Below are 23,818 nucleotides of genomic sequence, written 5' to 3'. Positions count from 1 at the left end.
CCTCCTCGTGCCAGGAGCAGACACGTTCCGTCTCTCCGCATGGTTCAACGCCCGCGGCCGTCAACGGCTACGGCGGCACGCCGCCGCAAAGGATGGCAGTTCATGGCGGATCGCGGGTGAGATATCCGGTTTGTAGCCAAACAGCGGGTGAGCGAACGGTCACAGCAGGTACGTTCTTGCCCCGCCGGAACACCGGCAGCACCAGGAGAAGGATCGGCCATGGCGACGTCACGGGCAGTTCCCAATCTCGCCTTCCGCAGACTCCGCGGGCGGCTCTCGCCGTCGGAGTTCGCCGCCGCGGTCCGCCGGGCGGCGCGGGAGATCGGCGAGCAGGTCGCCTGCGACGCCCGCTACATCGGACGTGTGGAGGCCGGAGAGATCCGCTGCCCCAACTACGCGTACGAGCGGGTGTTCCGGCACATGTTCCCCGGTCTGACCCTGGCGGACCTGGGCTTCGCGGCGCGGGAGCAGGTACGCGGCCGGCGGGCGACCGCCGCGGCCGCCGGGCCCCCGCCCGCCCCCGCCACCCGGAACGATGAGGAGAGCGACGTGCTGCGTCGCGCATTCATGACGAGCGGCACCGCCACCGTGGCCGCCGCCTCGCTGGGACTCGGCGGCCCCGCCGCCGCGATCCCCGCCCCCCGGACCCCGCACCGCGTCGGCGACGCCGAGGTCAGGGCCGTCGAGGACGCCGTGCGGCGGATCCGGCTGCTCGACGACCGGCACGGCGCGGAGGGCCTGTACAAGGCCGCCGCCCAGCCGCTGCGCGCCGCGTACGCGCTGCTCGACGCCGGGGTGACCCACCGCCGCGCCACCGAGGCCCGGCTCCAGTCCGGCGCGGGAGAGCTGGCCATCTCGGTCGGCTGGCTGGCCCACGACTCGGGCCGGCACGACGACGCCCGCTCCCACTACGCGGAGGCGCTGGCCACCGCGCGGGTCGCCGGCGACCCGGCCCTGGAGGCGCATGCCTTCTGCAACACCGCGTTCCTGGCCCGGGACGCGGGACGGTTCCGCGAGTCGGTCCGGGCGGCCCAGGCCGGGCTGAACGCGGCCCGCTCGGTCCCCTCGGCCCGGCTGCACGCCCTGCTCTCGCTGCGCGAGGCCGGGGCCTGGGCGGGGCTCGGCGACCGGGCCTCCTGCGAGCAGGCGCTCGGCCGGGCGCACGCGCACTTCGCCAAGGGGCCCTGCGACGCGGACCCGGAGTGGATGTCCTTCTTCGGCGAGCCGGAACTGGAGGCCCTGGAGGCCCAGTGCTGGTCCGCGCTCGGCGAGCACGGCCGGGCCGTCCGGCACGCGCACCGCGCGACCGTGCTGCAGAACCCGCACTTCGCGCGGAACCTCGCCCTCTACCGGGCGCAGCTCGCCGGCGACCTGGCCCGCGCGGGCCGCCCGGACGAGGCGGCGGAGGAGGCTCGCCGGGTGCTGGCCCTCCTGGACGGCGGCGTCCAGTCGCAGCGGATCCGCCGGATGCTGGAGACGACCCGCCAGGTCATCGCCTCCTCCTGACGGCCCCTACGCCTCCAGGTGCCCGGTGTCGTTCCAGCGCTCCACCGCGGGCTCGCCGTACTGCCAGCCGAGCACCGACAGGCTCGTCGGGTCCAGCTTGATCCGGGAGCCGAAGAACACGTCCTCGCCCAGCCAGCGCGCGGCGATCGAGCGCAGGATGTGGCCGTGCGCGAAGACCAGGACGTCCCGGTCCGCCTCGCGCGCCCAGGCCACCACCTCGTCCGCGCGGGCCGCCACGTCCGCGCGGCTCTCGCCCTCCGGCACTCCGTCGCGCCACAGCAGCCAGCCCGGGTCGCGCTCCTGGATCTGGACCGGGGTCAGCCCCTCGTACGCGCCGTAGTCCCACTCCATCAGCGTGTCCCAGCGCTCCGCCCGCTCGCCGAAGCCGGCCAGCTCGCAGGTCTCGGCCGCGCGGGACAGCGGGCTCGTGCGCACCTCGACCCCGGGCAGGCCCTGCCAGGGACCGCGGTGCAGCCGCTCGCCGAGCAGCTTCGCGCCGCGCCGGCCCTCGTCGAGGAGCGGGATGTCCGTCCTGCCGGTGTGCCGGCCGAGGAGCGACCACTCGGTCTGGCCGTGACGGGCGAGCAGGATGCGCGGTGCCATGAAGGCTTCTCCCTGGAGGTCCTCGAACGGGTGCACAGGAGTGCACGCCCATCATCCCCCACGTGAACTCCCGGTTCCCTCCGGGCAACCCCGGCCCCTCGTCCCGCGTCCCCCAGAGGTCAGGACCGATCGAAGATTCGAACCGGTACACCTCGGGGGGATGGACGGATGCCGCTGCAGCAAGGAGCCGTGCCGCACGCGGTACGAGGGGCCCGGCCCCGCTGGTGGACGGAACTGCTGCTGCTCGCCGTGGTGTACGGCGCGTACACGGGCGGCCGGCTGCTCGTCCGCGGCGATGTCCAGACCGCGGTCGACCACGGCCTGGCGATCCTGCGGTTCGAGCAGCTGCTGAGCCTGAACGCCGAGCATCCGCTCAATCGGCTGTTCACCAGCACGCCGGAGCTCGCGATCCCCGCCGACTACGCGTACGCCACGCTGCACTACCTCGTCACGCCCGCCGTCCTGGTGTGGCTGTTCCGCCGCCGCCCCGTGCTCCCCCAAGCTCTCGGCTCCGCTCGAGCAGGGGAGACCCCCTACCGGGCGGCCCGCACCTGGCTGATGCTCTCCACGCTGCTCGGGCTGGTCGGGTTCACGCTGCTGCCGACCTGCCCGCCCCGGCTGCTCGACGCGAGCCACGGCTTCGTCGACACGATGGCCCAGTTCAGCGCGTACGGCTGGTGGGGCGGGGCGGCGAGCGCGCCGCGCGGGCTCGGCGGGCTGACCAACCAGTACGCGGCGATGCCCTCGCTGCACGTGGGCTGGGCGCTGTGGTGCGGGGTGATGCTGTGGCGGTACGGGCGTACGCCGCTGTGGAAGGCGCTCGGCACGGCGTACCCGCTGCTGACCGTGATCATCGTCATGGGCACGGCGAACCACTACTTCCTGGACGCGGTCGCCGGCGCCGGCGTGATGGGCCTCGGGCTGCTGCTCACGGCCCCGTTCCTGCGGGCCGCGGACCGGCTGCGGGCGCGCGTGACCGGCGGCGCGGTGGCGGCTCCGGCCCCGATTGTCACTGGCGGATGCGACACTTCCGCGGGTGAGCGAATCCCAGGCCGGCGGAGCGCCCCCAGCTCCGCAGACGAGACTCCGACGCCGGCTCGCTGAGCTGCGCGGCCCGGCCGTCCCGCCGCGTCCGATGGACGCGCGGGCGCTGGCGGCCCTCGCCGCCAACCCCGGCTGCCGGCGGCGCGCCCTGCTGGACGGCGCGGGGGTCGACAAGACCGCGCTGGCGTCACGGCTCGGGTCTCCGGCGGCGTACGGACAGTCCCAGTTCGCCATCATGCGCGGCAACGCGTTCGAGGCGAAGGTCAAGGCGGACGGCGGCCGGGAGCTGCTGCGGCTGCTCGGGGTCGACGAGACCGCCGAGGTGCTGCTGCCCGACCTCGCCGCGGCCGGCCCGGAGGGGCGGGCGGCGCGGACCTCGCTCGCCCTGCGCGAGGCCACCGGGGCCGGGGCCTGGACGCTGCTCGACCATCCGCTGCTCGCCCTGGACGTGGCCGGCTCGCCGGTGTTCCTGGAGCCGGACGCCGTCGTGGTCCGGCCGGACGGGCGGTGGACGGTCGTGGAGATCAAGTCCTTCCCGATGATCGACGGTTCGGCGGACGCCTCGAAGGTCGGCGCGGCCGCGCGGCAGGCGGCCGTGTACGTGCTGGCCCTGGAGAAGGTCGCGGCGGTCACCGAGGGCGCGACCGTGGCGCAGTCGGTGCTGCTGGTGTGCCCGAAGGACTTCTCCAACCTGCCCACGGGCTCGATGGTCGACGTGCGCAAGCAGCGCGCGGTGACCAGCCGTCAGCTCGCCCGGCTGACCCGGATCGAGGACATCGCGGCGGCCCTGCCGGAGGGGCTCACCTTCGACGTCGAGACCTGCACGCCCGAGCAGTTGGCCGAGGCCGTCGAGGCGGTGCCGCACGCGTACGCGCCGGAGTGCCTGGCCGCCTGCGAACTGGCCTTCCACTGCCGGGAGAGGGCCCGGCTCGCCGGTGTGGTGGAGGTGCTCGGCCGGTCCGTGCGGGGCGAGCTGGGGGGCCTCACCACGATCGGCGCGGTGCTCGCCGCGGCCCGCGGCGAGGCGGGGGACACCCACGGCGCCGAGGGCGGCGAGGACGCCCACGGCGCGGAGGGCGGCGAGGAGGACGCCTTGGACGCCTTGGATCCGACGGTCGCCGCGGTGCGCCGGGCGCGGGCCCTGCGCGCCGAGGCGCTGGCGACGCGCCCGCCCGGGAGTACGGGGGCGCCCGGCCGGGAGGCGTTCGCATGCTGACCGCCCCCCGGACCACGCGCGCGGCCCTCCGCGCCGGACGAGGAGCCCTCGGATGTCGCTGATCTCCACGCTGGCCCGCATGGAGGCCGTCGAGACCGGCCGGGCCCAGCCGCTGGCGACCGTACGCCACCGGCACCTCGCCGAACGGCCCCTGATCCTCGTCCCGTTGACCACCGCGGGCGAGGCGGGCGCACCGCTCGGCGCGCTGGTCGGCACGGACCCGGAGCAGCCGCGGCTGCTGGTCGTTCCGCAGCCGCGCGACCGGGACCTGCGATTCGCGTTCCTCGCCGACCTGGCCGACGAGATCCTGCCGTACGTCGACTCGTTCACGGAGGGCGTCGAGGCGGTCGAGAAGAACGAGACCGACCCGGAGACCGGCAAGAAGGTCAAGGTCGAGGTCGAACTGTGCTCCGACGCGCCGCAGTTGATCGTGCCGAGCCGGGCCGGCGTCGAGTACGTACGGCTGCTCGGGCGCTCCATGCGGTTCCGGCGGACGGCCGAGCAGGACCCCGAGACGCCGTTCCCCGCGCCGCCGCGGGTGCCGCTGCTCGGCCGCTGGCTGACCCACTTCGGCGAGCGGGCCCGGGTACCCGGCTCCTCGCTGCTGCTCGCGGCGACGGACCTGCTGAACCGGCACTGGGCGACCGGCCAGTCCTCGCTGGAGGACCAGCACCTCGGCGCGCTGCTGGCCTGGATCGACGTCCCCGAGGGCGAGTCCGGCGCCGAGGCGGCGCTGCGGGCCGAGCTCGGGCGCGACCGGGACGGGCAGCTGCTGTGCCCGCCGGCCGGACCGGCCACCGACCCGGCGTTCGACAACCGGCTGCTCGCGCCCGCCGTCGAGCGGTACGACCGGGCCCGGCAGGCGCTGGGCGCCGCCGAGGACGGCGAGGCCGCGGACGCGCGCCTCGGCGAACTGCACCGCGCCGAGGCGGACATCCGCCGGCTGGTCGGCGGGCAGCTGCGGCCCACCTGGGACGCGGTGTGGCGCGCCGTCGAGCTGCTGCGGGAGCTGCCCGAGGGGGCGAGGGTGCCGGACCGCTGGACGCGGGACCGCTGGTCGTTCACCGCCCACCGGGACCGGGTGGCGGCCGGCGAACCGCCGCAGCCGCGCCGGGACGACGCGGTGACCGCCGCGCGCAAGCTGGCCGCGCGCGAGCAGGCGCAGGGGCAGCTGGAGGCGCAGGAGGCGCTGGACGACCCGCTGGTGCTCGCCGGACGGCGGCTGTCCGGGGAGGCGTTCGTGGCGGAGGTCGTGGAGGTGACGATGGCGTGGACGGAGTCCAAGCGCCCCGCGCCGAGGCCGCTGCTCACCGTGCGCACCGACGACCGGCCGCATCTGGGCGAGGGCGTGAAGGTGTACCGCTCGCTGGACGGCAAGCCGCAGACGGCCCAGTTCGTGGGTTACGAGGAGGACGGCTCGCCGGTGCTGCGGATCCTGGACCGGATGGGCCGCGGCAAGGAGCCCGCCGAGGGCTCGGTGCCGGAGAAGGGCGAGCGGCTCGCCTGGACGCTGTTCGAGCACGAGCAGCGGGTCGGCGCGAAGCTGCCGGATCCGGAGGAGACCCCCTGGACGCACGGCGGCCCGCCGCGTACGGACGTCGCCGAACTGCCCGATGCCGTGACCCCGGAGGACCTGCTGTGACGTTCGACCCCTCGGCGGAGGCGGCCCGCGCGACGGCCGACATCCTGGCGAGCACGATGCACGGCGACGCGCGCGGCGTGGTCGTCGACTCGCCGCCGGGCGCCGGCAAGTCGACGCTCGTGGTCCGCGCCGCGCTCGAACTGGCCGCGGCAGGGCGCCCGTTGATGGTCGTCGCGCAGACGAACGCGCAGGTGGACGACCTCGTGCTGCGGCTCGCGGAGAAGGAGCCGGAGCTGGAGGTGGGCCGGCTGCACTCCAACGACAGCGAGCCGTACGACAAGGCACTGGACGACCTGGAGCTGGTGCGCAAGTCGTCGAAGGCGGCGGAACTGGCCGGGCTGCCGGTGGTCCTGTCCACCGCCGCGAAGTGGGCGCACGTGAAGAACGTGGAGCCGTGGGCGCACGCGATCGTCGACGAGGCGTACCAGATGCGCTCGGACGCGCTGCTCGCCGTGGCGGGCCTGTTCGAGCGGGCGCTGTTCGTCGGCGACCCCGGGCAGCTGGACCCGTTCTCGGTGGTCGGCGCCGAGCAGTGGGCGGGCCTGTCGTACGACCCGTCGGCTTCGGCCGTCAGCACCCTGCTGGCCCACAACCCCGACCTGCCCCAGCACCGCCTGCCGGTGTCGTGGCGGCTCCCGGCCTCGGCGGCGCCCCTGGTCTCCGACGCGTTCTACCCGTACACCCCGTTCCGCAGCGGCACGGACCACGGGGACCGGCGGCTGTCGTTCGGCGTCCCCTCGGACGGCTCCGGCCCCGACCGGGTGCTCGACGAGGCGGCCGAGTCCGGCTGGGGCCTCCTGGAGCTCCCGGCCCGGCACACGCCCCGCACGGACCCGGAGGCGGTCCGCGCGGTCGCCCTGGTCGTGCGGCGGCTCCTGGACCGCGGCGGCGCGGCGGTCAGCGAGCGGTCCGAGGCCCCAGTCCCGCTGACCGCCGGCCGGATCGCGGTCGGCACCGCGCACCGCGACCAGGCGGCGGCCGTCCGCGCGGCGCTCGCGGAGCTGGGCGTGACGGGCGTGACCGTCGACACGGCCAACCGCCTCCAGGGCCGCGAGTACGACGTGACCGTCGTCCTGCACCCCCTGTCGGGCCGCCCCGACGCCACGGCCTTCCACCTGGAGACCGGCCGCCTGTGCGTCCTCGCCTCCCGCCACCGCCACGCCTGCATCGTCGTCTGCCGCGCCGGCGTCACCGACCTCCTGGACGACCACCCGTCGACGGAACCGGTCCAGCTGGGCGTCACGGTCAAGTTCCCCGACGGCTGGGAGGCCAACCACGCGGTCCTGTCCCACCTGCAGGAGCACCGGGTGAGCTGGACGCCCTGAAGGCCCGGCCGGGGGCGGACGTCAGCGTTCGTCGAGCTCCACGCGCGGGGCGCTGTCGTGCCAGACGGCGAAGACGGACTGTTCGCGGCCGTCGCGGGTGAAGGTGACGCGGATCCAGGTCGGCTGCTTCCAGACCTGCATCTGCCAGCCCGCCGACGGGGTCGCCGAGACCAGCTCCGCGGAGGTCTCGCCGAGGGCGAAGACGACCCGGCCGCCGTCGACGGTGTAGCTCTTCACCCGGCCGTCAGGGGCGGACGGGCGGGGCATCGGGGTCGGGGTGGGGCTCGGCGGGGGCGCCGGCGCGGATCGGTGCGGCTTCTTCGACGGCGCCGGAGTCTCCGGATGCCGGGTCGAGGAGGCCAGGAGATCCGGTTCGTCCGCCGTCGGGGAGCCGGACCCCGCGGCGGGGATGGGCAGCGCGAGGGGCGGGTCGTACGCCGTGCCCGCCAGCACCGTGTGCACGCCCCACCACGAGAGCGTGACCGCCGCGCCCGTGGCGAGCGACCACGCCAGCACGTGCACGAGTCCTCTTCGCATCGCCGCCATCATGCCCCACGCCCCCGGCCGTGGTCGCGGTCGCCTTCCTCGGCCTGCTGCGGCTTCGCACTCCTCACTCCCGGCAAGCTGAGGTCCGAGGCGCGGATTGCGGGCAACTCACCCCGTGGCAGGCGCTCCCGCAATCTGGCGCAATCCACCGCTGCCGCGACGCCACGCGCAGCATGCTGGTGCTCCACCCATCGAGGATGGAGCACACCATGACGCTCAGGTTCATCGGCACGACCAGCGAGCACGGGAACTGCCCGACCCTGTACGAGGTGGTCGAGACCGGGGACATCGTCGTCCAGGGCGACGAGCTCGCCGTGGACGACGAGCACCGCGCCCAGCTCCGCGACCTCGGCGTCACGGAGACCGCCGTCGTCGTCCCCCGCGAGCTGCTGACCCGCTTCGCCCCCAAGGAGTGACCGTGCCCCCGCTGATCCCCTTCGAGGAGATCACTCACCTGTTCGCCGAGTTCCAGCACACCGCGTTCCGGCTGGAGACCCGCCGTGGCTACGCCACCGACCGGGCCGGCGCCCGATACCGGGCGTTCATGCGCGGCATCGACCCCGCCCCGGAGCCCGAGCACCCGTGGAACGTGAACGTGCGGGAGAAGGCCGCCCAGGGTGCCCGGTTCTCCCGGGTCCGGATCGTCGACGAGCCCCCGACGGACGGACAGCGCTTCCTCATGGCGACCGCCGCCGGGAACATCGAGGCGGGGGAGGACATCCGCGTCCTGCCCCGAGCGGAGGCGGAGCGGCTCGGGCTGCCGGACTGGGACTTCTGGCTGTTCGACTCCCGCACCCTCGTCCGGATGCACATCGACGCGACCGACACCACGATCGGCGTGGAGGTCGTGAACGACCCCGACGAGGTGCTGGCCGCATGCCGGGCACGTGACGCCGCCCGCGCTGCCGCAACGCCTTCTGCGGACGTCTGGGCGCGGGTACGTTCCTCCGTGTGAGCACGGACTTCCAGAGCGGCCGCGAGGCCCTGGGCGCGCGCCTGAGCGAGCTGCGTGCCGAGGCCGGGCTCACGGGCAAGGAGTTCGCCGAGCGCCTCGGCTGGCAGCGCTCGAAGGTGTCCCGCCTCCAGAACGGCAAGCAGACCGCCAGCGCCGAGGACCTGGAAGCGTGGGCCGCCGCCGCGGGCCGCCCCGACGTGTGCGCCGAGCTGCTTGCCCGCCTGCGCGGTCTCGAGTCGCAGCAGCGGCACTGGCGGCGCCAGCTCGCTGCCGGCCACGCGCCCGTACAGGACCGGTACGTCGTCGAGTACCGGCGCACCGCCACGATGCGCGGCTACGAGACCACCGTCATCCCCGGCCTGTTCCAGACCCCGGACTACGCCCGGCACCTTCTGGTCCAGAACGCCGAACTGATGCGGTCGCCACGGGACACCGAGGCCGCCGTCGCCGCCCGCATGCGCCGCCAAGAGGTGCTGTACGAGGCGGGGAAGCTGTTCCGCGTCCTCGTGTGGGAGGGAGCCCTGCACGCCTTCGTCGGCAGCGGGGAGACGATGACCGGGCAGCTCGACCGACTCATCGGACTCATCGGCATGTCCACCGTCGAGTTGGGCGTCGTCCCGCTCGGTGCGCCCATGGCGCTGACCCCGAAGCACGGGTTCTGGATCTTCGACGAGGAGCGGGTCGTCGTCGAGACCATCAACACCGAGCTGCAGTACGACTCCGCAGACGACCTCGCGCTGTACGGGCGCGTGTGGGACGGCCTGAGCGCATCGGCCGCGTACGGGCCGGCGGCACACCGGCTCATCGCCCGGGCCCGCGGCCTGGTCGCACCGACCTGAGCAACCGCCGCCAACCCCCGGAGCGATGCGCGCAATCCCGGGCAACCAGGCGGCCACGCCACCCTGCCACTGCCTAACGTCCTGGTCATGGCCCTACGGAGAGGCGCATGACGACCCCGCCCCGAGCGGACAGGACGCCGGAATGCCGCTTGGACGCCCACGGCTACTGCCGGCCGGGCCCGGTCACCACGCCACACGGAGACGTCGTCCTCACCCTCACGTGCGGCTGTCCCTGCCATAAGCGCACACACCTGAGGAGCAGCATGAGCGCTGCCGGAACCATCAGCAACGGCCGTACGACGAAGCCGTACGAGAACGCCAACGCGCCTGGCCTGCACTGGCGCAAGGCCGGCCGGACCGACCTCGATCCGATCCTGAAGGATTGCGTGATCGTGGCCGAAGCACCGGCTGCCGAGGGCCACCCGCACGCGAGCATTCCGGACGGCACCCGCATGGTCGCCCTGTCGGACGACAAGGACCCGGCCGCCCCGGTCCTGTACTTCAGCCGGGCCGAGTTCACGAAGTTCCTCGACGGGGCCGCGGCTGGGGAGTTCGACCATCTCCGCGCCACCGACGCGGAGATGGAGCAGGCCGGCAGCACCGCGACCGTATGAACGCGGCAGATGTCGGACGGACGTTCATGCACGTGCAGCAGCGGCTCAGCGGAACGCCGTGTCACGAGTGCCGCAGCAGGAACACCGACGCCTACGTCTACGAGCTCGCGGTGATCGTGTCGTGCCGGGACTGCGGTGGAGCCACCCGCAAGGGCCGGATGGTCGCCCCGCGCGGAACCGCCTGACCGCCCACCGGCCGCCCCGGCCGGCATCCGTCCATCCCCCGTCGTCGGCCGGGGCCGCCGCAGCCATTGCTCACCCTGACGAGTGAAGGCCCGGTCCGGAAACGGACCGGGCCTTCGTCGTGTCCCCGGTCGGCGGCGGCCCCCGCCCCTACCGTGTCGCCATGCGCAGAAGCCTCGCCGTCCTCGTCGCCGCCGTCCTCGGGGCGGCCCTCCTCGGCGGCTGCACCGGGGAGCGCGACGGGGCGGGCGGCACGGGGAGCGGTGTGACGACGCTCACGGTGGGGGTGTTCGGGGCGTTCGGCTATCAGGAGGCCGGGCTGTACGAGGCGTACACCCGGCTGCACCCGAACGTCGTGATCAAACAGACCTCGATCGCCCGGAACGAGAACTACTACCCGCAGCTGCTCACCCACCTCGGCGCCGGCTCGGGCCTCGCCGACGTGCAGGCCGTCGAGGTGGGCAACATCGCCGAGGTCACCGCCACCCAGGGCGGCAAGCTGGAGGACCTCGGCCGGGTGCCCGGCGTCGACCGCTCGGCGTTCCTGCCGTGGAAATGGGCACAGGGCACCACGCGCGACGGCCGGACCGTCGCGCTCGGCACCGACATCGGGCCGCAGGCCATCTGCTACCGCAAGGACCTGTTCGCCCGGGCCGGGCTGCCCACCGACCGGGAGGCCGTCGGCGCGCTGTGGGCCGGGGACTGGAGGGCCTATCTGCGGGCCGGCAGCCGCTACCAGCAGGGCGCGCCGGAGGGCACCGCCTTCGTGGACTCCGCCTCCGGGGTGCTCGCGGCGATCAACGGCAGCAGCGCCGAACGGTTCTACGACGCGAAGGGCGAGGTCGTCTACAAGACCAACCCGGCCGTGAAGGACGCCTGGAACCTCGCCGCCGCCTTCGCCGCCGGCGGGCTGACCGCCCGGCTCCAGCCGTTCACCCCCGCCTGGGACCAGGGCTTCGCCACGGGCGCGTTCGCGACGGTCTCCTGCCCGGCGTGGATGCTCGGCTACATCCAGGACAAGGCGGGCCCGGCCGGCCGGGGCACGTGGGACGTGGCCGCCGCGCCCCGCCCCGGCAACTGGGGCGGCTCGTTCCTGGTCGTGCCGTCCGCCGGGAAGCACCGGGCCGAGGCCGCCCGGCTGGCCGCCTGGCTGACCGCGCCCGCGCAGCAGGCCCTGCTGTTCGAGCGGCGCGGCAGCTTCCCCAGCTCCCCGGCCGCCCACGCGCTGCCGCAGGTGGCGGCCGCCACCCATCCGTACTTCGGCGGCGCGCCCATCGGGGCGATCTTCACGCGGGCCGCGCGGGGCGTCCCGGTCGCCGCCGTCGGCCCCAAGGACCTGGTCATCTCGCAGAACCTGGCGGACGTCGGGATGCTGCAGGTCGACCAGAAGGGCCGCAGCGCCCAGGAGGGCTGGGACGCGGCGGTGAAGGCCATCGACAACGCCCTGGACCTGTGAGCCGATGGTCACCGACGCCTCCGTCGCCGCTCCCCCGCCGCGCGACCCCACCGCGCCGCCGCCGCTCGCCGGCCGGGACGTGTCCGGGGAGCGCCACGGCGGGCGGCTGCACCGCTGGGACGTGCGCTGGAGCCCGTACGCGCTGATCGCCCCGTTCTTCCTGCTGTTCGCGGCCTTCGGGCTCTTCCCGCTGCTCTATACGGGCTGGGCGGCGCTGCACCGGGTGGAGCTGACCGCGCCGGAGCGGCGGGAGTGGGTGGGGCTGCGGAACTTCTCCCGGCTGCTCGGGGACGAGTTCTTCTGGAACGCCTTCGGCAACACGGTGATCCTGGGCGTCCTGTCGACGGTGCCGCAGCTGCTGATCGCGCTCGGCCTGGCCCAGTTGCTGCACCGGCGGATGCGCGGCCGGACGTTCTTCCGGGTCGCCGTGCTCACCCCGTACGCGACCTCCGTCGCCGCCGCGACGCTGGTGTTCGGGCTGCTCTTCGCGCGCGACCACGGGCTGGTCAACTGGCTGCTGGGCGTGGCCGGTCTGAGCCCGGTGGACTGGCAGAACGGGACGTGGGCCTCGCGGCTCGCGGTGTCGGCGATCGTGGTGTGGCGGTGGACCGGCTACAACGCGCTGATCTATCTGGCGGCGCTGCAGGCGGTCCCGGACGAGCTGTACGAGTCGGCGGAGCTCGACGGCGCCTCGGCCTGGCGGCAGTTCGCGCACGTGACGGTGCCGGCGCTGCGGCCGACGATCCTGTTCACGGTGATCGTCTCGACCATCGGGGCGACGCAACTGTTCGGCGAGCCGCTGCTGTTCAACGGCGGCGCGGGCGCGAACGGCGGGGCGGAGCACCAGTACCAGACCCTTGGCCTGTACCTGTACGAGCAGGGCTGGGTGAACCTGCACCTCGGGCGGGCCTCGGCGATCGCCTGGGCCATGTTCCTGATCCTGCTGGTCATCGGCGCCGTTCACTGGCTGCTGGCCCGGCGGCTGCGGGCGGGGGGCTGATCCGATGAGACGGCGCGCCGGGTGGCCCACGTACACGGTCCTGGTCCTGTTCGCGGCCGGTTCGCTGTTCCCGCTGCTGTGGACGGCGGTCGCGGCCTCCGGGACCTCGACGCGGCTCGCGCAGGCGCCGCCGCCGTTCTGGTTCGGCGGGAACCTGGGGGCGAACCTGCGGACCGCCTGGACCGACGCGGCGCTCGGCACGGCGCTGCTCAACACCGCGCTGGTGGCGGGGACGGTCGCGGCGGGCACGGTGCTGTTCGCCACGCTCGCCGGGTTCGCCTTCGCCCGGCTGCGCTTCCGCGGCCGGGACGGACTGCTGCTGATGGTGGTCGCCACGATGACGGTGCCGCCGCAGCTGAGCGTCGTCCCGCTGTACCTGCTGATCGCCGAACTGGGCTGGACCGACCGGCTGCAGGCCGTGGTGCTGCCGGCGCTGGCGAGCGCCTTCGGGGTGTTCTTCATGCGGCAGTACCTGGTCCGGGCGCTGCCCGCGGAACTGGTCGAAGCGGCCCGGGTGGACGGGGCGAGCACCTGGCGGGTGCTGTGGCACGTGGTGTTCCCGGCGGCCCGCCCGGCGATGGCGGTGCTGGCGATGCTGACGTTCGTGATGGCCTGGAACGACTTCCTCTGGCCGGTCGTCGCCCTGACGCAGAGCGGCAGTCCGACCGTGCAGGTCGCGCTGACGGGCCTGGGCCGGGGCTATGTCCCCGACCAGGCGGTGGTGATGGCGGGGGCGCTGCTGGGGACGCTGCCGCTGCTGGCGGTGTTCGTGGTGCTCGGCCGGCGGATCGTGGGCGGCATCATGCAGGGCGCGGTGAAGGGCTGAGCCCTTCACCGCGCCCTGACTGTGGGGGGCCTCGGGTCGGCTTGCCGGTGCCGCCTGTCCTATTTGTAGGCGCTGAACGCCCGGGTGAAGGCCAGCGGCTGCTGGAGGATGGACGAGCAGGTGGCGTCGGCGTGGTTCACCGCGCCGGCCGCGCACTGCTTGTCGCGGGTCGAGGACCACATGGACAGCCAGCCGAGGCCCTTGGTCCTGGCGAAGTCGACCAGCTGGGTGGCGTCGTCGACCTTGAAGATCTCGGTGGTGACGTCGTTGACGCCGATCATCGGGGTGACCGCCACCGTCTTCCAGGCGGCCGCGTCGGACAGCCCGAGCACGCCCTTGATCTGCGCCTGGGTCGCGGTGGCGGCCTGGATCGCGTACGTGCCCATGTCACCGCTGTAGGCCGGGCCGTAGTCCATGGCCATGATGTTCACGGCGTCGACGCGGACGCCGTTCCGCTTCGCGTCGGCGAGCAGGTCCACGCCGGGCTGGGTCAGGCCCTCGGGCATGACCGGCAGGGTGAAGGAGACGTCCAGGCCGGGGTGGGACTTCTGGAGCCGGGCGACGGCCTGCGCGCGACGGGTGTTGGCGGCGGTGTCGGGCAGTGCCGCACCCTCGACGTCGAAGTCGACCTTGGTGAGCCGGTACCGGTCGATCACCTTGCCGTACGCGGCGGCGAGGTCGGTGGCGGAGGAGCAGTTGAGGGCCAGTTCGCGGCCGGCCGCGCCGCCGAAGGACACCCGGACGTCGCCGCCCTTGGCGCGCAGCGCGCCGATCTGGGCGGCCACCTTGTCGTTCTCCAGGCCGGTGACGCCGCCCCACAGCGGCTCGCAGCCGCCGCCGGAGGTGATGAAGGCCAGGTTGAACTCCTTCACCCCGGTCGCCTCGGCGGTGGCGAGCAGGTCGTACGCGGGGTACAGCGAGGTGTCGACGTACGGGGCGAACCTCGCGCCGCCGGAGGGGGCCGGGGGCGGGGTGGAGGGGGCGGTGGGCGTCGGCGCGGCGGTCGCCGTGGGGGTGGGCCTGACGGTGGGGGTCGCCGAGGCCGTGGGGGCGCCGGTGGGCTGCCCGGTGGGGCGGCCGCTGGGCTGCGGGGTCGCGCCGGTGTCGGCGGAGCAGGCGACCTTGTTGATGAGGCAGCCGGTCGGGTCGCCCGCGGCGCCGGTCGCGGAGGTGACGAAGCCGACGGTGACCGACCGGCCGGGCGCGAGCTCCTTGTTCCAGCTCGCGGGCTTCACGGTGACGTGCCGCCCGGAGACGGTGTGCTCGCCGTTCCACAGGGAGCTGATCACCGTCCCCGCGGGCAGGTCGAACTCCAGCGTCCAGCCCCCCGACTGGACGCTGGAAGTCTCGTTGGTGACCACGTACTGGCCGGTGTAGCCGCCGGTCCAGGAGCTCGTCCTGGTGTACGCGGCGCCGACGCCGGACGCCTGCGCGGTGCCGGTGAAGGCGAACGCGGCGCCGCCGGCGACGACGGCGGCGACGACCGTGCCGACGGCCTTGGTCCGGCCGCTCGCCCTGCGCCGATGCGAACTGGTGCCCATCGCGTGCCTGCCTCTGGGTGACGGGGGTGGGGTGCGGGCAGCACGCTAGCGAGCCGGATTCGGGCAAATGCCCCCACAGTTGGCCCGGTTGAGGATCCTTATGCTCCGCTTAAGGAAGCCATGGGACCGGGGAAAGGTTGGGCGCCGGCGGGCCGTTGGGCGCCGGCGGGCCGTTCAGGCGCGCTTGCGGCGGCCCCGGCGCGTACGGCCCCCGGCGGGGCGCCGGCCGCGGCCGCCCTCGTCCAGGGCGATCCAGACGCGGACCTCCGTGCCGCCGAGGACCGAGCGCCCGAGGCGGACGTCGCCGCCCGTGGACTCGGCCATGCGGCGCACGATGTCCAGGCCGAGGCCCGTGGAGCCGGCCCGGTCGCCGCTGTTGCCGCGGGCCAGCGCGGCGGCCGGGTCGGCGATGCCCGGGCCCGCGTCGGAGACCAGGACGATGACGGCGTCCTCGCCGTTGTGGACGTCCACGGAGAAGGCGGTGCCCTCCGGGGTGTGCCGGAAGACATTGCCGAGCAGCGCGTCGAGGGCGGCGACGAGTTCGGGGCGCGCGACGGGGATGCGGACCGGGCGCTCGATGCCGGCGACGCGTACCTTGCGGCCCTCGTCCTCCGCGAGGGCCGACCAGAACTCCATCCGCTCCCGGACCACTTCGGACGCGTCGCAGCCCGCGCCCGGACCGGTCGCCCGCGTCTGCGGCTTGGCCTCGCGGGCGGTGCGGATGATGGTGTCGACCTCGCGCTCCAGCTGCTCCACCGCGGCCCGGGTCTGCTCGGCCGCCGGGCCGGAGCCGAGGGAGGCGGCGTTCAGGCGGAGCACGGTCAGCGGGGTGCGCAGCCGGTGCGACAGGTCGGCGGCCAGCTCCCGTTCGTTGGCGAGCAGCTGGACGACCTGGTCGGCCATCGCGTTGAAGGCGATCGCGGCGGACCTCAGCTCGGACGGCCCCTCCTCGGGCACCCGCGCGCCGAGGCGCCCCTCGCCCAGCTCGTGCGCGGCGCCGGCGAGCCGCTCGGCGGGCCGGACCATCCGTACGCCGAGCCGGTCGGCCACCGCGACCGAGCCCACGATCAGCGCGACGCCCACCCCGGCGAGCACCAGCCAGGCCGTCGCGACGCCGTTGGACCGCTCGCCCTCCGGCACGAACAGCTCGACGATCGCGACCCGCCCGGAGCCGACCGCGGTGGGCTGCAGCAGCGCCGAGCCGCCGGCGACCTCGACGACGGTGGCCCGGCCGAGCCGCCGGGTGGTCTCCAGGTCCTCCGCGGCGGCCCGCCGGGTACCGATCTCGACCGGCCGGGCGCCCGGCTCGTCGCCCGCCGGCACGTGCACGGCCAGACGCCCCGCGGCGCCGTCCTCGGTGCTGGCGACGGCCCGGTCCAGCTCGGCGCGGTCGGTGGTGATGGCGAGCACGGGCGCGAGGCCGGAGGCCCGCCGCTCGGCGTTGGAGAACGCCCGGTCGCTGGCCATCTCCCGGACGACGAGGGCCAGGGGCACGGCGAAGGCGATGACGACCATGGCGGTGACGGCGAGCGACACCTTGACCAGCGCCCATCTCACTGCGGCGGCTCCAGCTTCACGCCGACGCCCCGCAGGGTGTGCAGGTACCGCGGCCGCGCGGCCGTCTCGCCCAGTTTCCGGCGCAGCCACGACAGGTGGACGTCGATGGTCTGGTCGTCGCCGTACGACTGCTGCCACACCTCGGCGAGCAGCTCGCGCCGGGGGACGACGACGCCGGGCCGCCCGGCGAGGAAGGCGAGCAGGTCGAACTCCCGACGGGTCAGGTCGAGGGGCACCCCGTCCAGCTCGGCCTGCCGGCGCAGCGGGTCGACGGTGAGCCCGCCGACGGTGAGGACCCGGCTCGGCGCGGCCTCGCCGGACCGCGCGCGGCGCAGGACGGCGGCCATCCGCGCGGAGAGGTGCTCCACGGAGAACGGCTTGACGAGGTAGTCGTCCGCGCCGTCGTTGAGCAGCCGGACGATCTCCGCCTCGTCGTCCCGGGCGGTGGCGATGATCACCGGTACGTCGGTGATGCCCCGGAGCATCTTCAGCGCCTCCGAGCCGTCCAGATCGGGCAGCCCTAGGTCGAGCACGACCACGTCGAACCGGAAATGCGCGACCTCGCGCAGCGCCTCCAGGGCGGTGCCGACGCTGCGTACCGTGTGGGCGGCGTCGGTCAGATGCCGGATGAGGGCCGAGCGTACGAACTGGTCGTCCTCGACCACGAGCACACGTGCCATGGGCGGCACCGTACGCCATACGGGGGACACGGCGGCCGGGGCGGTGACGCGCTCGATCGTGTCGAGGTCGAGATGTGACCACCCGTGTTCCCGCAGTGTTCCCACGGATCCGGACATGACGAAGGGCTGACCTGTTCTCACAGGTCAGCCCTTCGTCATTCAGGGTGAGTAACGGGACTCGAACCCGCGACATCCTGGACCACAACCAGGTGCTCTACCAGCTGAGCTATACCCACCACGACCGGTCGTTGTTCCCGAAGGTTTCCCCGACCGGCCGAGAAGAAGTCTACAGGGTCCGAGAGGGTGCTCGCGCCCGCGTTGTCGTCGGGGCGCCTCGAGCGCGAGCCCCCAGGTCATTCGGCGGGCTGGACGTGCCGGGCGGCGATCTGCCGGGCGGTGTCGCCGTCCGGGCCCGGCGGCGGGACGAAGATCGCCTCGCGGTAGTAGCGCAGCTCGGCGATGGACTCGCGGATGTCGGCCAGGGCCCGGTGGTTGCCGTTCTTCTCCGGACTGTTGAAGTACGCCCTCGGGTACCAGCGGCGGGCCAGCTCCTTGACCGAGGAGACATCGACGATCCGGTAGTGCAGGTAGCCCTCCAGGGCGGCCATGTCACGTGCCAGGAAGCCGCGGTCGGTGCCGACCGAGTTCCCGCACAGGGGAGCCTTGCGGGGCTCCTTCACGTGCTCCCGGACATAGGCGAGGACCTGGGCCTCGGCGTCGGCGAGGGTGGTGCCGCCCGCCAGCTCGTCGAGCAGCCCGGAGGCGGTGTGCATGGCGCGCACCACGTCGGGCATGGTCTCCAGGGCCGCCTCGGGCGGGCGGATCACGATGTCCACGCCGTCGCCGAGCACGTTCAGTTCCGAGTCGGTGACCAGCGCGGCCACCTCGATGAGTGCGTCGTCCGTCAGCGAGAGCCCGGTCATCTCGCAGTCGATCCACACCATGCGATCGTTCATGCGTCCTACCTTATGGCTGATGGGCGCCCGGGAAAGGTCCCCGGACGCCCATCGAGGCGCTCAGCTCGCGCTGCGCGGCCCCGGCAGGGCCGGCCGCCCGGAGGCGTACGCGTCCGACTGCGGCTTGCCCGGTTCGGGGGCGAGCTGCGGGGCCGGACGCCGGCCTCCCGGTGACGCCTGGGCCGGGACCACCGGGTCCAGGACCGCGGTGGAGGTCTCCGCCTGCGGGCGGCGGGCCCGGTAGGCGGCCCGGTACGCGGCCGGCGAGGAGCCGAGCTGGCGGCGGAAGTGGCCGCGCAGCGCCACCGGCGACCGGAAGCCGCAGCGGCCGGCCACCTCGTCGACCGAGTAGTCCGAGGTCTCCAGGAGCCGCTGCGCCTGGAGCACCCGCTGGGTGATCAGCCACTGGAGCGGGGCCGATCCCGTCAGCGAGCGGAAACGACGGTCGAAGGTGCGTCGGCTCATGTACGCGCGGGCGGCGAGCGTCTCCACGTCGAACTGCTCGTGGAGGTGCTCCAGCGCCCAGGCGACGACCTCGGCCAGCGGGTCGGCGCCGATCTCCTCCGGTAAAGACCGATCGAGATAGCGCTCCTGACCGCCGGTGCGCCGCGGCGGGACGACGAGCCGGCGCGCCAGCGCGCCCGCGGCCTCCGTGCCGTGGTCGGTCCGCACGATGTGCAGACAGAGGTCGATGCCGGCGGCGGTGCCGGCGGACGTCAGCACGTCCCCGTCGTCGACGAAGAGCTCCCGCGGGTCCACGTGGACCGACGGGTAGCGCTTGGCGAGCGTCGGCGCGTACATCCAGTGCGTGGTCGCCGGCCGGCCGTCGAGCAGCCCGGCCGCCGCGAGGACGAACGCGCCGGTGCACAGCCCGACGATCCTGGCCCCCTCCTCGTGCGCCCGGCGGAGCGCGTCGAGCGCCTCCGGCGGCGGCGGCGACGTGATCGACCGCCAGGCCGGCACGACGACGGTGCCCGCCCGGCTGATCGCGTCCAGTCCGTACGGCGCGGTGAGTTCGAGTCCCCCTGTGGTCCGCAGCGGGCCGTCCTCCCCGGCACACACCAGCAGTCTGTAGCGGGGCACACCGGCGTCCTGCCGGTCGATGCCGAACACGGAGAGCGGGATGGAGCTCTCGAAGATGGGGCCGCCGCTGAACAGCAGCACCGCGACGACTTCGCGGCGGCGGCGCCCGGAGAGTTTCCGCGCGGCCTCCGGTGCAACGGAGTCCTGGCTCATGACGCTAAGCCCCCCTCGGTGTTCGCGTCTCCCTGGTCCTGTCGCTCCTGCACGTTTCCCCTCGGTTTTGCACGAGTCCCCAGCCTTCGATACCCATGATCGAATCTACTGCGTCCCGTGGCGCCGGCGTGACAAGTTCTCCATCCGGCACATTGTCGACAAGGCAACTTGGCGCGAAGCATTCGATCACGAAGCGTTCCACTCGCGGGGCCCGCAGGGAAGTGGGTCACGCGCTCATGGCCCGTCCCCGTAGGGTGCGCAGGACGCTCCCGGGGCTTTCCTCGCTGGTGACACCGGGGGTACGGGGTGGTTCCGGCAAGGACTCGCCACTCATGTGAAGTTGGCTGAAAACCTATGGGTGCGTGCGTGCGAATACGTCAGCCCTGGCGGGGGCGGGTGCCGGTTGCCGCCGAGGTTCCGCTCCGGGCGGGGCCGCGGCGCCCCGGCGGGGCCGGGGTCACCGGCTCCCGCCGGCCGCTCGCGACGGGGTGCGGCGCGGACTGCCGGTGGCCGTCGGACAGCCGTCGGACGGCCGTCGGGCGGTGGTCGTACCGCCGTCGATCGGAGCGAAGGGTTCCGGTCGCGGCGGGCACGTTCGTTCGGCCTCCGTTCGGACGCCTGTAGGGCACAAGCGGCATTGCCATATCGGGACGGGCTCGTGCATGCTCCCTGGAACGCCGTGTGGAGGCCGCGCACGGGACGGCAGGCCCTGGGCAGGAGAGGAGTGTCGCCGTACCCTTGGGGGTATGGGCTTGGGAAGATGATTCCCGGACACAGCTCCGCCGCCCACCGTCGTTCCGTTCGACTGCTTCCTCGTTTCCTTCCTCCAGGACCTGATTCGCCGAGACACCGATGGCCGGTCACGAATTCCCCGAACCCGCGGACCGCAAGCGCGTCGCCGACTCCACGGTCGACCCGCTCGCGGTGGAACAGGCACGTCCGTCCTGCGATCCGGCCTTCCGGCACGGCGTCGTGGTGGGCTTCGACGGCTCCACGTCCAGCGAGCGGGCCCTCGCGTACGCGATCGGCATGGCCCGCCGCTCCGGTTCCGGCCTGATCATCGTGCACGTCGCCAACCGGCTGCCCACCACCGTCTGGGCGGGCTGCGAGCCGCCGGTCTTCGTCGACGTCCCCGATCACCGCACCGAGGTCCTCGGTCTGGAACTGGCCTGTGCGGACTACCTCAGCGAGGTCCCCTGGATCCTCGTCGAGCGCGGCGGCGACATCTGCCACGAGCTGGAGGAGGTCGGCCGGGAGTACTCCGCCGACGCCATCGTGGTCGGCTCCACGCACGGGATCGTCGGGCGGATCTTCGGCTCGGTGGCCGGCCGCCTCGCGCGCCGCGCCCAGCGGCCGGTCGTCGTCATCCCGTAGTGCCGCTATCCCGTAGTGCCGCTCGCGCGGCACTCCTGTCACACCGTCAACTCCCTTCGCAGGGCGCCGGGTAGGGCGATAAATCCCGCCATCTTCAGGTGAATTGTGTGCTTGTGAAGGGTACATAAAGTCCACCGGAACCAGCACCCACGCAGCACAACTGCGCACCTGAAGGGAGCCCGCCGTGGACAATGACGTCGCCGCGGGAAGCAGCACCTCCACTCTCGGCCAGCTCGCACTCGGACTGACCCTCCTGGCCTTCGGCATAGGCGGCACCGGTGTGATCGACAACGTCGCGGCGTCCGACGCCGCCTCCCTCGCCACCTGGGTCGGCGGGGTCGCCCTGTTCCTCGTCGGCATGCTCGCCCTGCGCGCGGGCAACGGCGGCGAGGGGACGGCGTACGCGTCGCTCGGCGCGTTCTGGTTCACCTGGGGCACCGCGGCGGGCGGCGAGGCGTCCGCCGAGGCGACCGGGCTGTTCCTGCTGCTGTGGGCGCTGCTCGCGCTCACGCTGACCATGTCCGCCAAGGGCGGCGGGCTCTTCGGACAGGGCGTCTACGGGCTGCTGTTCGTCTCCCTGCTCCTCTCCGGCGTCGCCGCGATGGCGGGCCATGACGGGCTCGGCAAGGCGGGCGGCTGGGTCGCGGCGGTCGCCGGGCTCGCGGCCTGGTACGGCACCACGGCGGCGGTCGCCGGCTGGCCGACGTCCCTGGCCCGCCCGGGCCGCAAGGCGGCCGCGGCGAGCTGAACCACGGCACCGCCGGAGGAACAACCGAAAACAGCGGTCCCCGTGCACCTGGGATGCACGGGGACCGCTGGTGTCCGGCCGAGCGCCGGGGGACAGGCCCGGCGGGCGGGGCTCCGGGGGACAGGCCCGGAGCCGCTGCTACTCGACCGTGACGGACTTGGCCAGGTTGCGCGGCTTGTCGATGTCGCGGCCCATGGCGAGCGCCGTGTGGTACGCGAAGAGCTGCAGCGGGATGCCCATGAGGATGGCGTCCAGCTCGTCCTCGTTCTTCGGCACGACGATGGTGTGGTCGGCCTTCTCCTGCGGCTGGTGCGCGACCGCGAGGATGCGGCCGCTGCGGGCCTTGATCTCCTCCAGGGCGGCGCGGTTCTTCTCCAGCAGGTCGTCGTCCGGGACGATCGCGACCGTCGGCAGGGCCGGCTCGATCAGGGCGAGCGGGCCGTGCTTCAGCTCGGAGGCCGGGTACGCCTCGGCGTGGATGTAGGAGATCTCCTTGAGCTTCAGGGAGGCCTCCAGGGCGACCGGGTAGCCGCGCACGCGCCCGATGAACATCATCGACTGGGCGCCCGCGTACTCCTCGGCGAGCTTCTTGATCTCGTCCTCCTGCGTGAGGATCTCGGAGATCTGCTCGGGCAGCTTGCGCAGGCCCTCGATGATCCGCTTGCCGTCGGTGACGGACAGGTCGCGGATGCGGCCGAGGTGCAGGGCGAGCAGCGCGAAGGCGACGACGGTGTTGGTGAAGCACTTGGTGGAGACCACGCAGACCTCCGGGCCGGCGTGCACGTACACGCCGCCGTCGGCCTCGCGGGCGATGGCCGAGCCGACCACGTTGACCACGCCGAGGACGCGGGCGCCCTTGCGCTTCAGCTCCTGGACGGCGGCCAGCACGTCGTACGTCTCGCCGGACTGGGAGACGGCGATGTACAGGGTGTCGGGGTCGACGACCGGGTTGCGGTAGCGGAACTCGGAGGCCGGCTCGGCGTCCGCGGGGATGCGGGCCATGGACTCGATCAGACCGGCGCCGATGAGACCGGCGTGGTACGAGGTGCCGCAGCCGAGGATCTTGATCCGGCGGATGGTGCGGGCCTCGCGCGGGTCGAGGTTCAGGCCGCCGAGGTGCACGGTGGAGAAGCGGTCGTCGATCCGGCCGCGCAGCACGCGGTCGACCGCGTCGGGCTGCTCGGAGATCTCCTTGTGCATGTAGGTGTCGTGGCCGCCCATGTCGAACGAGGCGGCCTCCCACTCCACGGTCTCCGGGGTGGCGGTGGTGGACGCGCCGGAGGTCGTGTACGTGCGGAAGTCGTCGGCCTTGAGGGTGGCCATCTCGCCGTCGTCGAGGGTGACGACCTGGCGGGTGTGGGCGATCAGGGCGGCGACGTCGGAGGCGACGAGCATCTCCTTCTCGCCGATGCCGAGGATCACCGGGGAGCCGTTGCGGGCGACCACGATGCGGTCGTTGAAGTCGGCGTGCATCACGGCGATGCCGTAGGTGCCCTCGATGACCTTGAGCGCCTCGCGGACCTTCTCCTCCAGGGTGGTGGCCTGGGAGCGGGCGATCAGGTGGGTGATGACCTCGGTGTCGGTCTCGGAGGCGAAGACGACGCCGTCGGCCTCGAGCTTGGCACGCAGCTCGGCGGCGTTGTCGACGATGCCGTTGTGGACGACGGCGACCTTGTTCTCCGGGTCCAGGTGCGGGTGCGAGTTGACGTCGCTCGGCGCGCCGTGGGTGGCCCAGCGGGTGTGCGCGATGCCGGTGGTGCCGGTGAAGCGCTTCGGGAGCTTGGCCTCCAGGTCGCGGACCCGGCCCTTGGCCTTGACCATCTTCAGGCCGGACGCCTTCGGGCTGGTGACGACCATGCCCGCGGAGTCGTAGCCCCGGTACTCCAGCCGCGCCAGACCTTCCAGCAGCAGCGGAGCGACGTCGCGCTTACCGATGTAACCGACAATTCCGCACATATAGGTGAAACCCCT

23 protein-coding genes and 1 tRNA gene are annotated in these 23,818 nt (G+C 73.5%); 15 read left to right on the top strand and 9 right to left on the bottom strand.

Going from position 1 to position 23,818, the window contains the following annotated elements; genetic code table 11:
* The first annotated feature begins 219 nt into the window (after positions 1 to 219).
* Complete coding sequence (locus ACNJ93_RS11260) at positions 220 to 1,506, top strand: tetratricopeptide repeat protein (RefSeq protein ID WP_418957246.1); 1,287 nt, start codon at positions 220 to 222, stop codon at positions 1,504 to 1,506.
* 6 nt (positions 1,507 to 1,512) lie between these two features.
* On the opposite strand, the gene ACNJ93_RS11255 is transcribed toward ACNJ93_RS11260, so the two are convergent.
* On the bottom strand, positions 1,513 to 2,109 hold the full coding sequence (locus ACNJ93_RS11255) for a histidine phosphatase family protein (protein WP_418957245.1): 597 nt from the start codon (positions 2,107 to 2,109) through the stop codon (positions 1,513 to 1,515).
* A gap of 189 nt (positions 2,110 to 2,298) precedes the next feature.
* On the opposite strand from ACNJ93_RS11255, the gene ACNJ93_RS11250 reads away from it, so the two are divergent.
* The 4 genes from ACNJ93_RS11250 to ACNJ93_RS11235 are packed head-to-tail and all read left to right on the top strand — an operon-like array spanning position 2,299 to position 7,336.
* The gene (locus ACNJ93_RS11250) at positions 2,299 to 3,213 is read left to right on the top strand and encodes a phosphatase PAP2 family protein (protein WP_418961372.1); all 915 of its coding nucleotides are present in this window, start codon (positions 2,299 to 2,301) and stop codon (positions 3,211 to 3,213) included.
* Complete coding sequence (locus tag ACNJ93_RS11245) at positions 3,146 to 4,369, top strand: hypothetical protein (protein ID WP_418957244.1); 1,224 nt, start codon at positions 3,146 to 3,148, stop codon at positions 4,367 to 4,369. Before ACNJ93_RS11250 ends, ACNJ93_RS11245 begins: the two co-directional genes overlap by 68 nt.
* A 52-nt stretch (positions 4,370 to 4,421) precedes the next feature.
* On the top strand, positions 4,422 to 6,011 hold the full coding sequence (locus tag ACNJ93_RS11240) for a hypothetical protein (RefSeq protein ID WP_418957243.1): 1,590 nt from the start codon (positions 4,422 to 4,424) through the stop codon (positions 6,009 to 6,011).
* A 56-nt stretch (positions 6,012 to 6,067) separates the two neighbouring features.
* Positions 6,068 to 7,336 carry an AAA domain-containing protein gene (locus ACNJ93_RS11235; RefSeq protein ID WP_418961371.1) on the top strand — a complete coding sequence of 423 codons (1,269 nt, stop codon included), beginning with the start codon at positions 6,068 to 6,070 and terminating at the stop codon, positions 7,334 to 7,336.
* A 21-nt stretch (positions 7,337 to 7,357) separates the two neighbouring features.
* Here ACNJ93_RS11235 and ACNJ93_RS11230 read toward each other — a convergent pair whose 3' ends face one another.
* Positions 7,358 to 7,882 (bottom strand): hypothetical protein, encoded by a 525-nt coding sequence (locus tag ACNJ93_RS11230; protein WP_418961370.1) that lies wholly within the window; start codon positions 7,880 to 7,882, stop codon positions 7,358 to 7,360.
* Between the two features lie 209 nt (positions 7,883 to 8,091).
* Here ACNJ93_RS11230 and ACNJ93_RS11225 point away from each other — a divergent pair, with 209 nt between their 5' ends.
* The 8 genes from ACNJ93_RS11225 to ACNJ93_RS11190 all read left to right on the top strand — a co-directional run bounded on the left by ACNJ93_RS11225 (position 8,092) and on the right by ACNJ93_RS11190 (position 13,755).
* The gene (locus ACNJ93_RS11225) at positions 8,092 to 8,298 is read left to right on the top strand and encodes a hypothetical protein (RefSeq protein ID WP_418957242.1); all 207 of its coding nucleotides are present in this window, start codon (positions 8,092 to 8,094) and stop codon (positions 8,296 to 8,298) included.
* Positions 8,299 to 8,300: 2 nt separating this feature from the next.
* Positions 8,301 to 8,837 (top strand): DUF6879 family protein, encoded by a 537-nt coding sequence (locus ACNJ93_RS11220; protein ID WP_418957241.1) that lies wholly within the window; start codon positions 8,301 to 8,303, stop codon positions 8,835 to 8,837.
* The gene (locus tag ACNJ93_RS11215; RefSeq protein WP_418957240.1) at positions 8,834 to 9,676 is read left to right on the top strand and encodes a helix-turn-helix domain-containing protein; all 843 of its coding nucleotides are present in this window, start codon (positions 8,834 to 8,836) and stop codon (positions 9,674 to 9,676) included. The genes ACNJ93_RS11220 and ACNJ93_RS11215 overlap by 4 nt, the downstream gene beginning before the upstream one ends.
* Before the next feature lie 263 nt (positions 9,677 to 9,939).
* Positions 9,940 to 10,290, top strand: coding sequence for a DUF397 domain-containing protein (locus ACNJ93_RS11210; protein WP_418957239.1), 351 nt, complete (start codon positions 9,940 to 9,942; stop codon positions 10,288 to 10,290).
* The gene (locus ACNJ93_RS11205; RefSeq protein WP_418957238.1) at positions 10,287 to 10,475 is read left to right on the top strand and encodes a hypothetical protein; all 189 of its coding nucleotides are present in this window, start codon (positions 10,287 to 10,289) and stop codon (positions 10,473 to 10,475) included. The genes ACNJ93_RS11210 and ACNJ93_RS11205 overlap by 4 nt, the downstream gene beginning before the upstream one ends.
* A 161-nt stretch (positions 10,476 to 10,636) precedes the next feature.
* Positions 10,637 to 11,929: an ABC transporter substrate-binding protein gene (locus tag ACNJ93_RS11200; RefSeq protein WP_418957237.1), complete on the top strand. Its 1,293-nt coding sequence runs from the start codon at positions 10,637 to 10,639 to the stop codon at positions 11,927 to 11,929.
* Positions 11,930 to 11,933: 4 nt separating this feature from the next.
* The gene (locus ACNJ93_RS11195; protein ID WP_418957236.1) at positions 11,934 to 12,929 is read left to right on the top strand and encodes a carbohydrate ABC transporter permease; all 996 of its coding nucleotides are present in this window, start codon (positions 11,934 to 11,936) and stop codon (positions 12,927 to 12,929) included.
* Positions 12,930 to 12,933: 4 nt separating this feature from the next.
* Entirely contained in the window at positions 12,934 to 13,755 is an 822-nt protein-coding gene (locus ACNJ93_RS11190; RefSeq protein ID WP_418957235.1) for a carbohydrate ABC transporter permease, read from the top strand.
* Between the two features lie 59 nt (positions 13,756 to 13,814).
* Here ACNJ93_RS11190 and ACNJ93_RS11185 read toward each other — a convergent pair whose 3' ends face one another.
* The 6 genes from ACNJ93_RS11185 to ACNJ93_RS11160 all read right to left on the bottom strand — a co-directional run bounded on the left by ACNJ93_RS11185 (position 13,815) and on the right by ACNJ93_RS11160 (position 19,725).
* Positions 13,815 to 15,296: a cellulose binding domain-containing protein gene (locus ACNJ93_RS11185; protein WP_418957234.1), complete on the bottom strand. Its 1,482-nt coding sequence runs from the start codon at positions 15,294 to 15,296 to the stop codon at positions 13,815 to 13,817.
* 174 nt (positions 15,297 to 15,470) lie between these two features.
* Positions 15,471 to 16,853, bottom strand: coding sequence for an ATP-binding protein (locus ACNJ93_RS11180; RefSeq protein WP_418957233.1), 1,383 nt, complete (start codon positions 16,851 to 16,853; stop codon positions 15,471 to 15,473).
* Positions 16,850 to 17,533 carry a response regulator transcription factor gene (locus ACNJ93_RS11175; RefSeq protein WP_418957232.1) on the bottom strand — a complete coding sequence of 228 codons (684 nt, stop codon included), beginning with the start codon at positions 17,531 to 17,533 and terminating at the stop codon, positions 16,850 to 16,852. The genes ACNJ93_RS11180 and ACNJ93_RS11175 overlap by 4 nt, the downstream gene beginning before the upstream one ends.
* A 163-nt stretch (positions 17,534 to 17,696) precedes the next feature.
* Positions 17,697 to 17,769: transfer RNA gene (locus tag ACNJ93_RS11170), tRNA-His, on the bottom strand.
* Positions 17,770 to 17,886: 117 nt separating this feature from the next.
* Entirely contained in the window at positions 17,887 to 18,489 is a 603-nt protein-coding gene (orn, locus tag ACNJ93_RS11165; protein ID WP_418957231.1) for an oligoribonuclease, read from the bottom strand.
* 60 nt (positions 18,490 to 18,549) lie between these two features.
* Positions 18,550 to 19,725, bottom strand: a complete 1,176-nt coding sequence (locus ACNJ93_RS11160) for a helix-turn-helix domain-containing protein (RefSeq protein WP_418957230.1) — start codon at positions 19,723 to 19,725, stop codon at positions 18,550 to 18,552.
* Between the two features lie 852 nt (positions 19,726 to 20,577).
* On the opposite strand from ACNJ93_RS11160, the gene ACNJ93_RS11155 reads away from it, so the two are divergent.
* The gene (locus ACNJ93_RS11155) at positions 20,578 to 21,099 is read left to right on the top strand and encodes a universal stress protein (protein WP_418957229.1); all 522 of its coding nucleotides are present in this window, start codon (positions 20,578 to 20,580) and stop codon (positions 21,097 to 21,099) included.
* 184 nt (positions 21,100 to 21,283) lie between these two features.
* Complete coding sequence (locus tag ACNJ93_RS11150) at positions 21,284 to 21,847, top strand: GPR1/FUN34/YaaH family transporter (RefSeq protein WP_418957228.1); 564 nt, start codon at positions 21,284 to 21,286, stop codon at positions 21,845 to 21,847.
* 138 nt (positions 21,848 to 21,985) lie between these two features.
* On the opposite strand, the gene glmS is transcribed toward ACNJ93_RS11150, so the two are convergent.
* Entirely contained in the window at positions 21,986 to 23,803 is a 1,818-nt protein-coding gene (gene glmS, locus ACNJ93_RS11145; protein WP_418957227.1) for a glutamine--fructose-6-phosphate transaminase (isomerizing), read from the bottom strand.
* Positions 23,804 to 23,818 lie beyond the last annotated feature (15 nt).

The sequence above is a fragment of the Streptomyces tritici genome (genome assembly GCF_048500665.1).
GTDB lineage: Bacteria > Actinomycetota > Actinomycetes > Streptomycetales > Streptomycetaceae > Streptomyces > Streptomyces tritici.
This window is presented reverse-complemented; position numbering and strand designations above follow the sequence as displayed.

Excerpts from the sequence above, each read along its gene's own strand:
- ACNJ93_RS11210 (WP_418957239.1), top strand. The coding sequence starts at position 9,940 with ATGAGCGCTGCCGGAACCATCAGCAACGGCCGTACGACGAAGCCGTAC.
- ACNJ93_RS11230 (WP_418961370.1), bottom strand. The coding sequence starts at position 7,882 with ATGGCGGCGATGCGAAGAGGACTCGTGCACGTGCTGGCGTGGTCGCTC.
- ACNJ93_RS11240 (WP_418957243.1), top strand. The coding sequence starts at position 4,422 with ATGTCGCTGATCTCCACGCTGGCCCGCATGGAGGCCGTCGAGACCGGC.
- ACNJ93_RS11185 (WP_418957234.1), bottom strand. The coding sequence starts at position 15,296 with ATGGGCACCAGTTCGCATCGGCGCAGGGCGAGCGGCCGGACCAAGGCC.
- ACNJ93_RS11235 (WP_418961371.1), top strand. The coding sequence starts at position 6,068 with ATGCACGGCGACGCGCGCGGCGTGGTCGTCGACTCGCCGCCGGGCGCC.
- ACNJ93_RS11255 (WP_418957245.1), bottom strand. The coding sequence starts at position 2,109 with ATGGCACCGCGCATCCTGCTCGCCCGTCACGGCCAGACCGAGTGGTCG.
- ACNJ93_RS11175 (WP_418957232.1), bottom strand. The coding sequence starts at position 17,533 with ATGGCACGTGTGCTCGTGGTCGAGGACGACCAGTTCGTACGCTCGGCC.
- ACNJ93_RS11195 (WP_418957236.1), top strand. The coding sequence starts at position 11,934 with ATGGTCACCGACGCCTCCGTCGCCGCTCCCCCGCCGCGCGACCCCACC.
- ACNJ93_RS11260 (WP_418957246.1), top strand. The coding sequence starts at position 220 with ATGGCGACGTCACGGGCAGTTCCCAATCTCGCCTTCCGCAGACTCCGC.
- ACNJ93_RS11225 (WP_418957242.1), top strand. The coding sequence starts at position 8,092 with ATGACGCTCAGGTTCATCGGCACGACCAGCGAGCACGGGAACTGCCCG.
- ACNJ93_RS11205 (WP_418957238.1), top strand. The coding sequence starts at position 10,287 with ATGAACGCGGCAGATGTCGGACGGACGTTCATGCACGTGCAGCAGCGG.
- ACNJ93_RS11200 (WP_418957237.1), top strand. The coding sequence starts at position 10,637 with ATGCGCAGAAGCCTCGCCGTCCTCGTCGCCGCCGTCCTCGGGGCGGCC.
- orn (WP_418957231.1), bottom strand. The coding sequence starts at position 18,489 with ATGAACGATCGCATGGTGTGGATCGACTGCGAGATGACCGGGCTCTCG.
- ACNJ93_RS11160 (WP_418957230.1), bottom strand. The coding sequence starts at position 19,725 with ATGAGCCAGGACTCCGTTGCACCGGAGGCCGCGCGGAAACTCTCCGGG.
- glmS (WP_418957227.1), bottom strand. The coding sequence starts at position 23,803 with ATGTGCGGAATTGTCGGTTACATCGGTAAGCGCGACGTCGCTCCGCTG.
- ACNJ93_RS11155 (WP_418957229.1), top strand. The coding sequence starts at position 20,578 with ATGGCCGGTCACGAATTCCCCGAACCCGCGGACCGCAAGCGCGTCGCC.
- ACNJ93_RS11190 (WP_418957235.1), top strand. The coding sequence starts at position 12,934 with ATGAGACGGCGCGCCGGGTGGCCCACGTACACGGTCCTGGTCCTGTTC.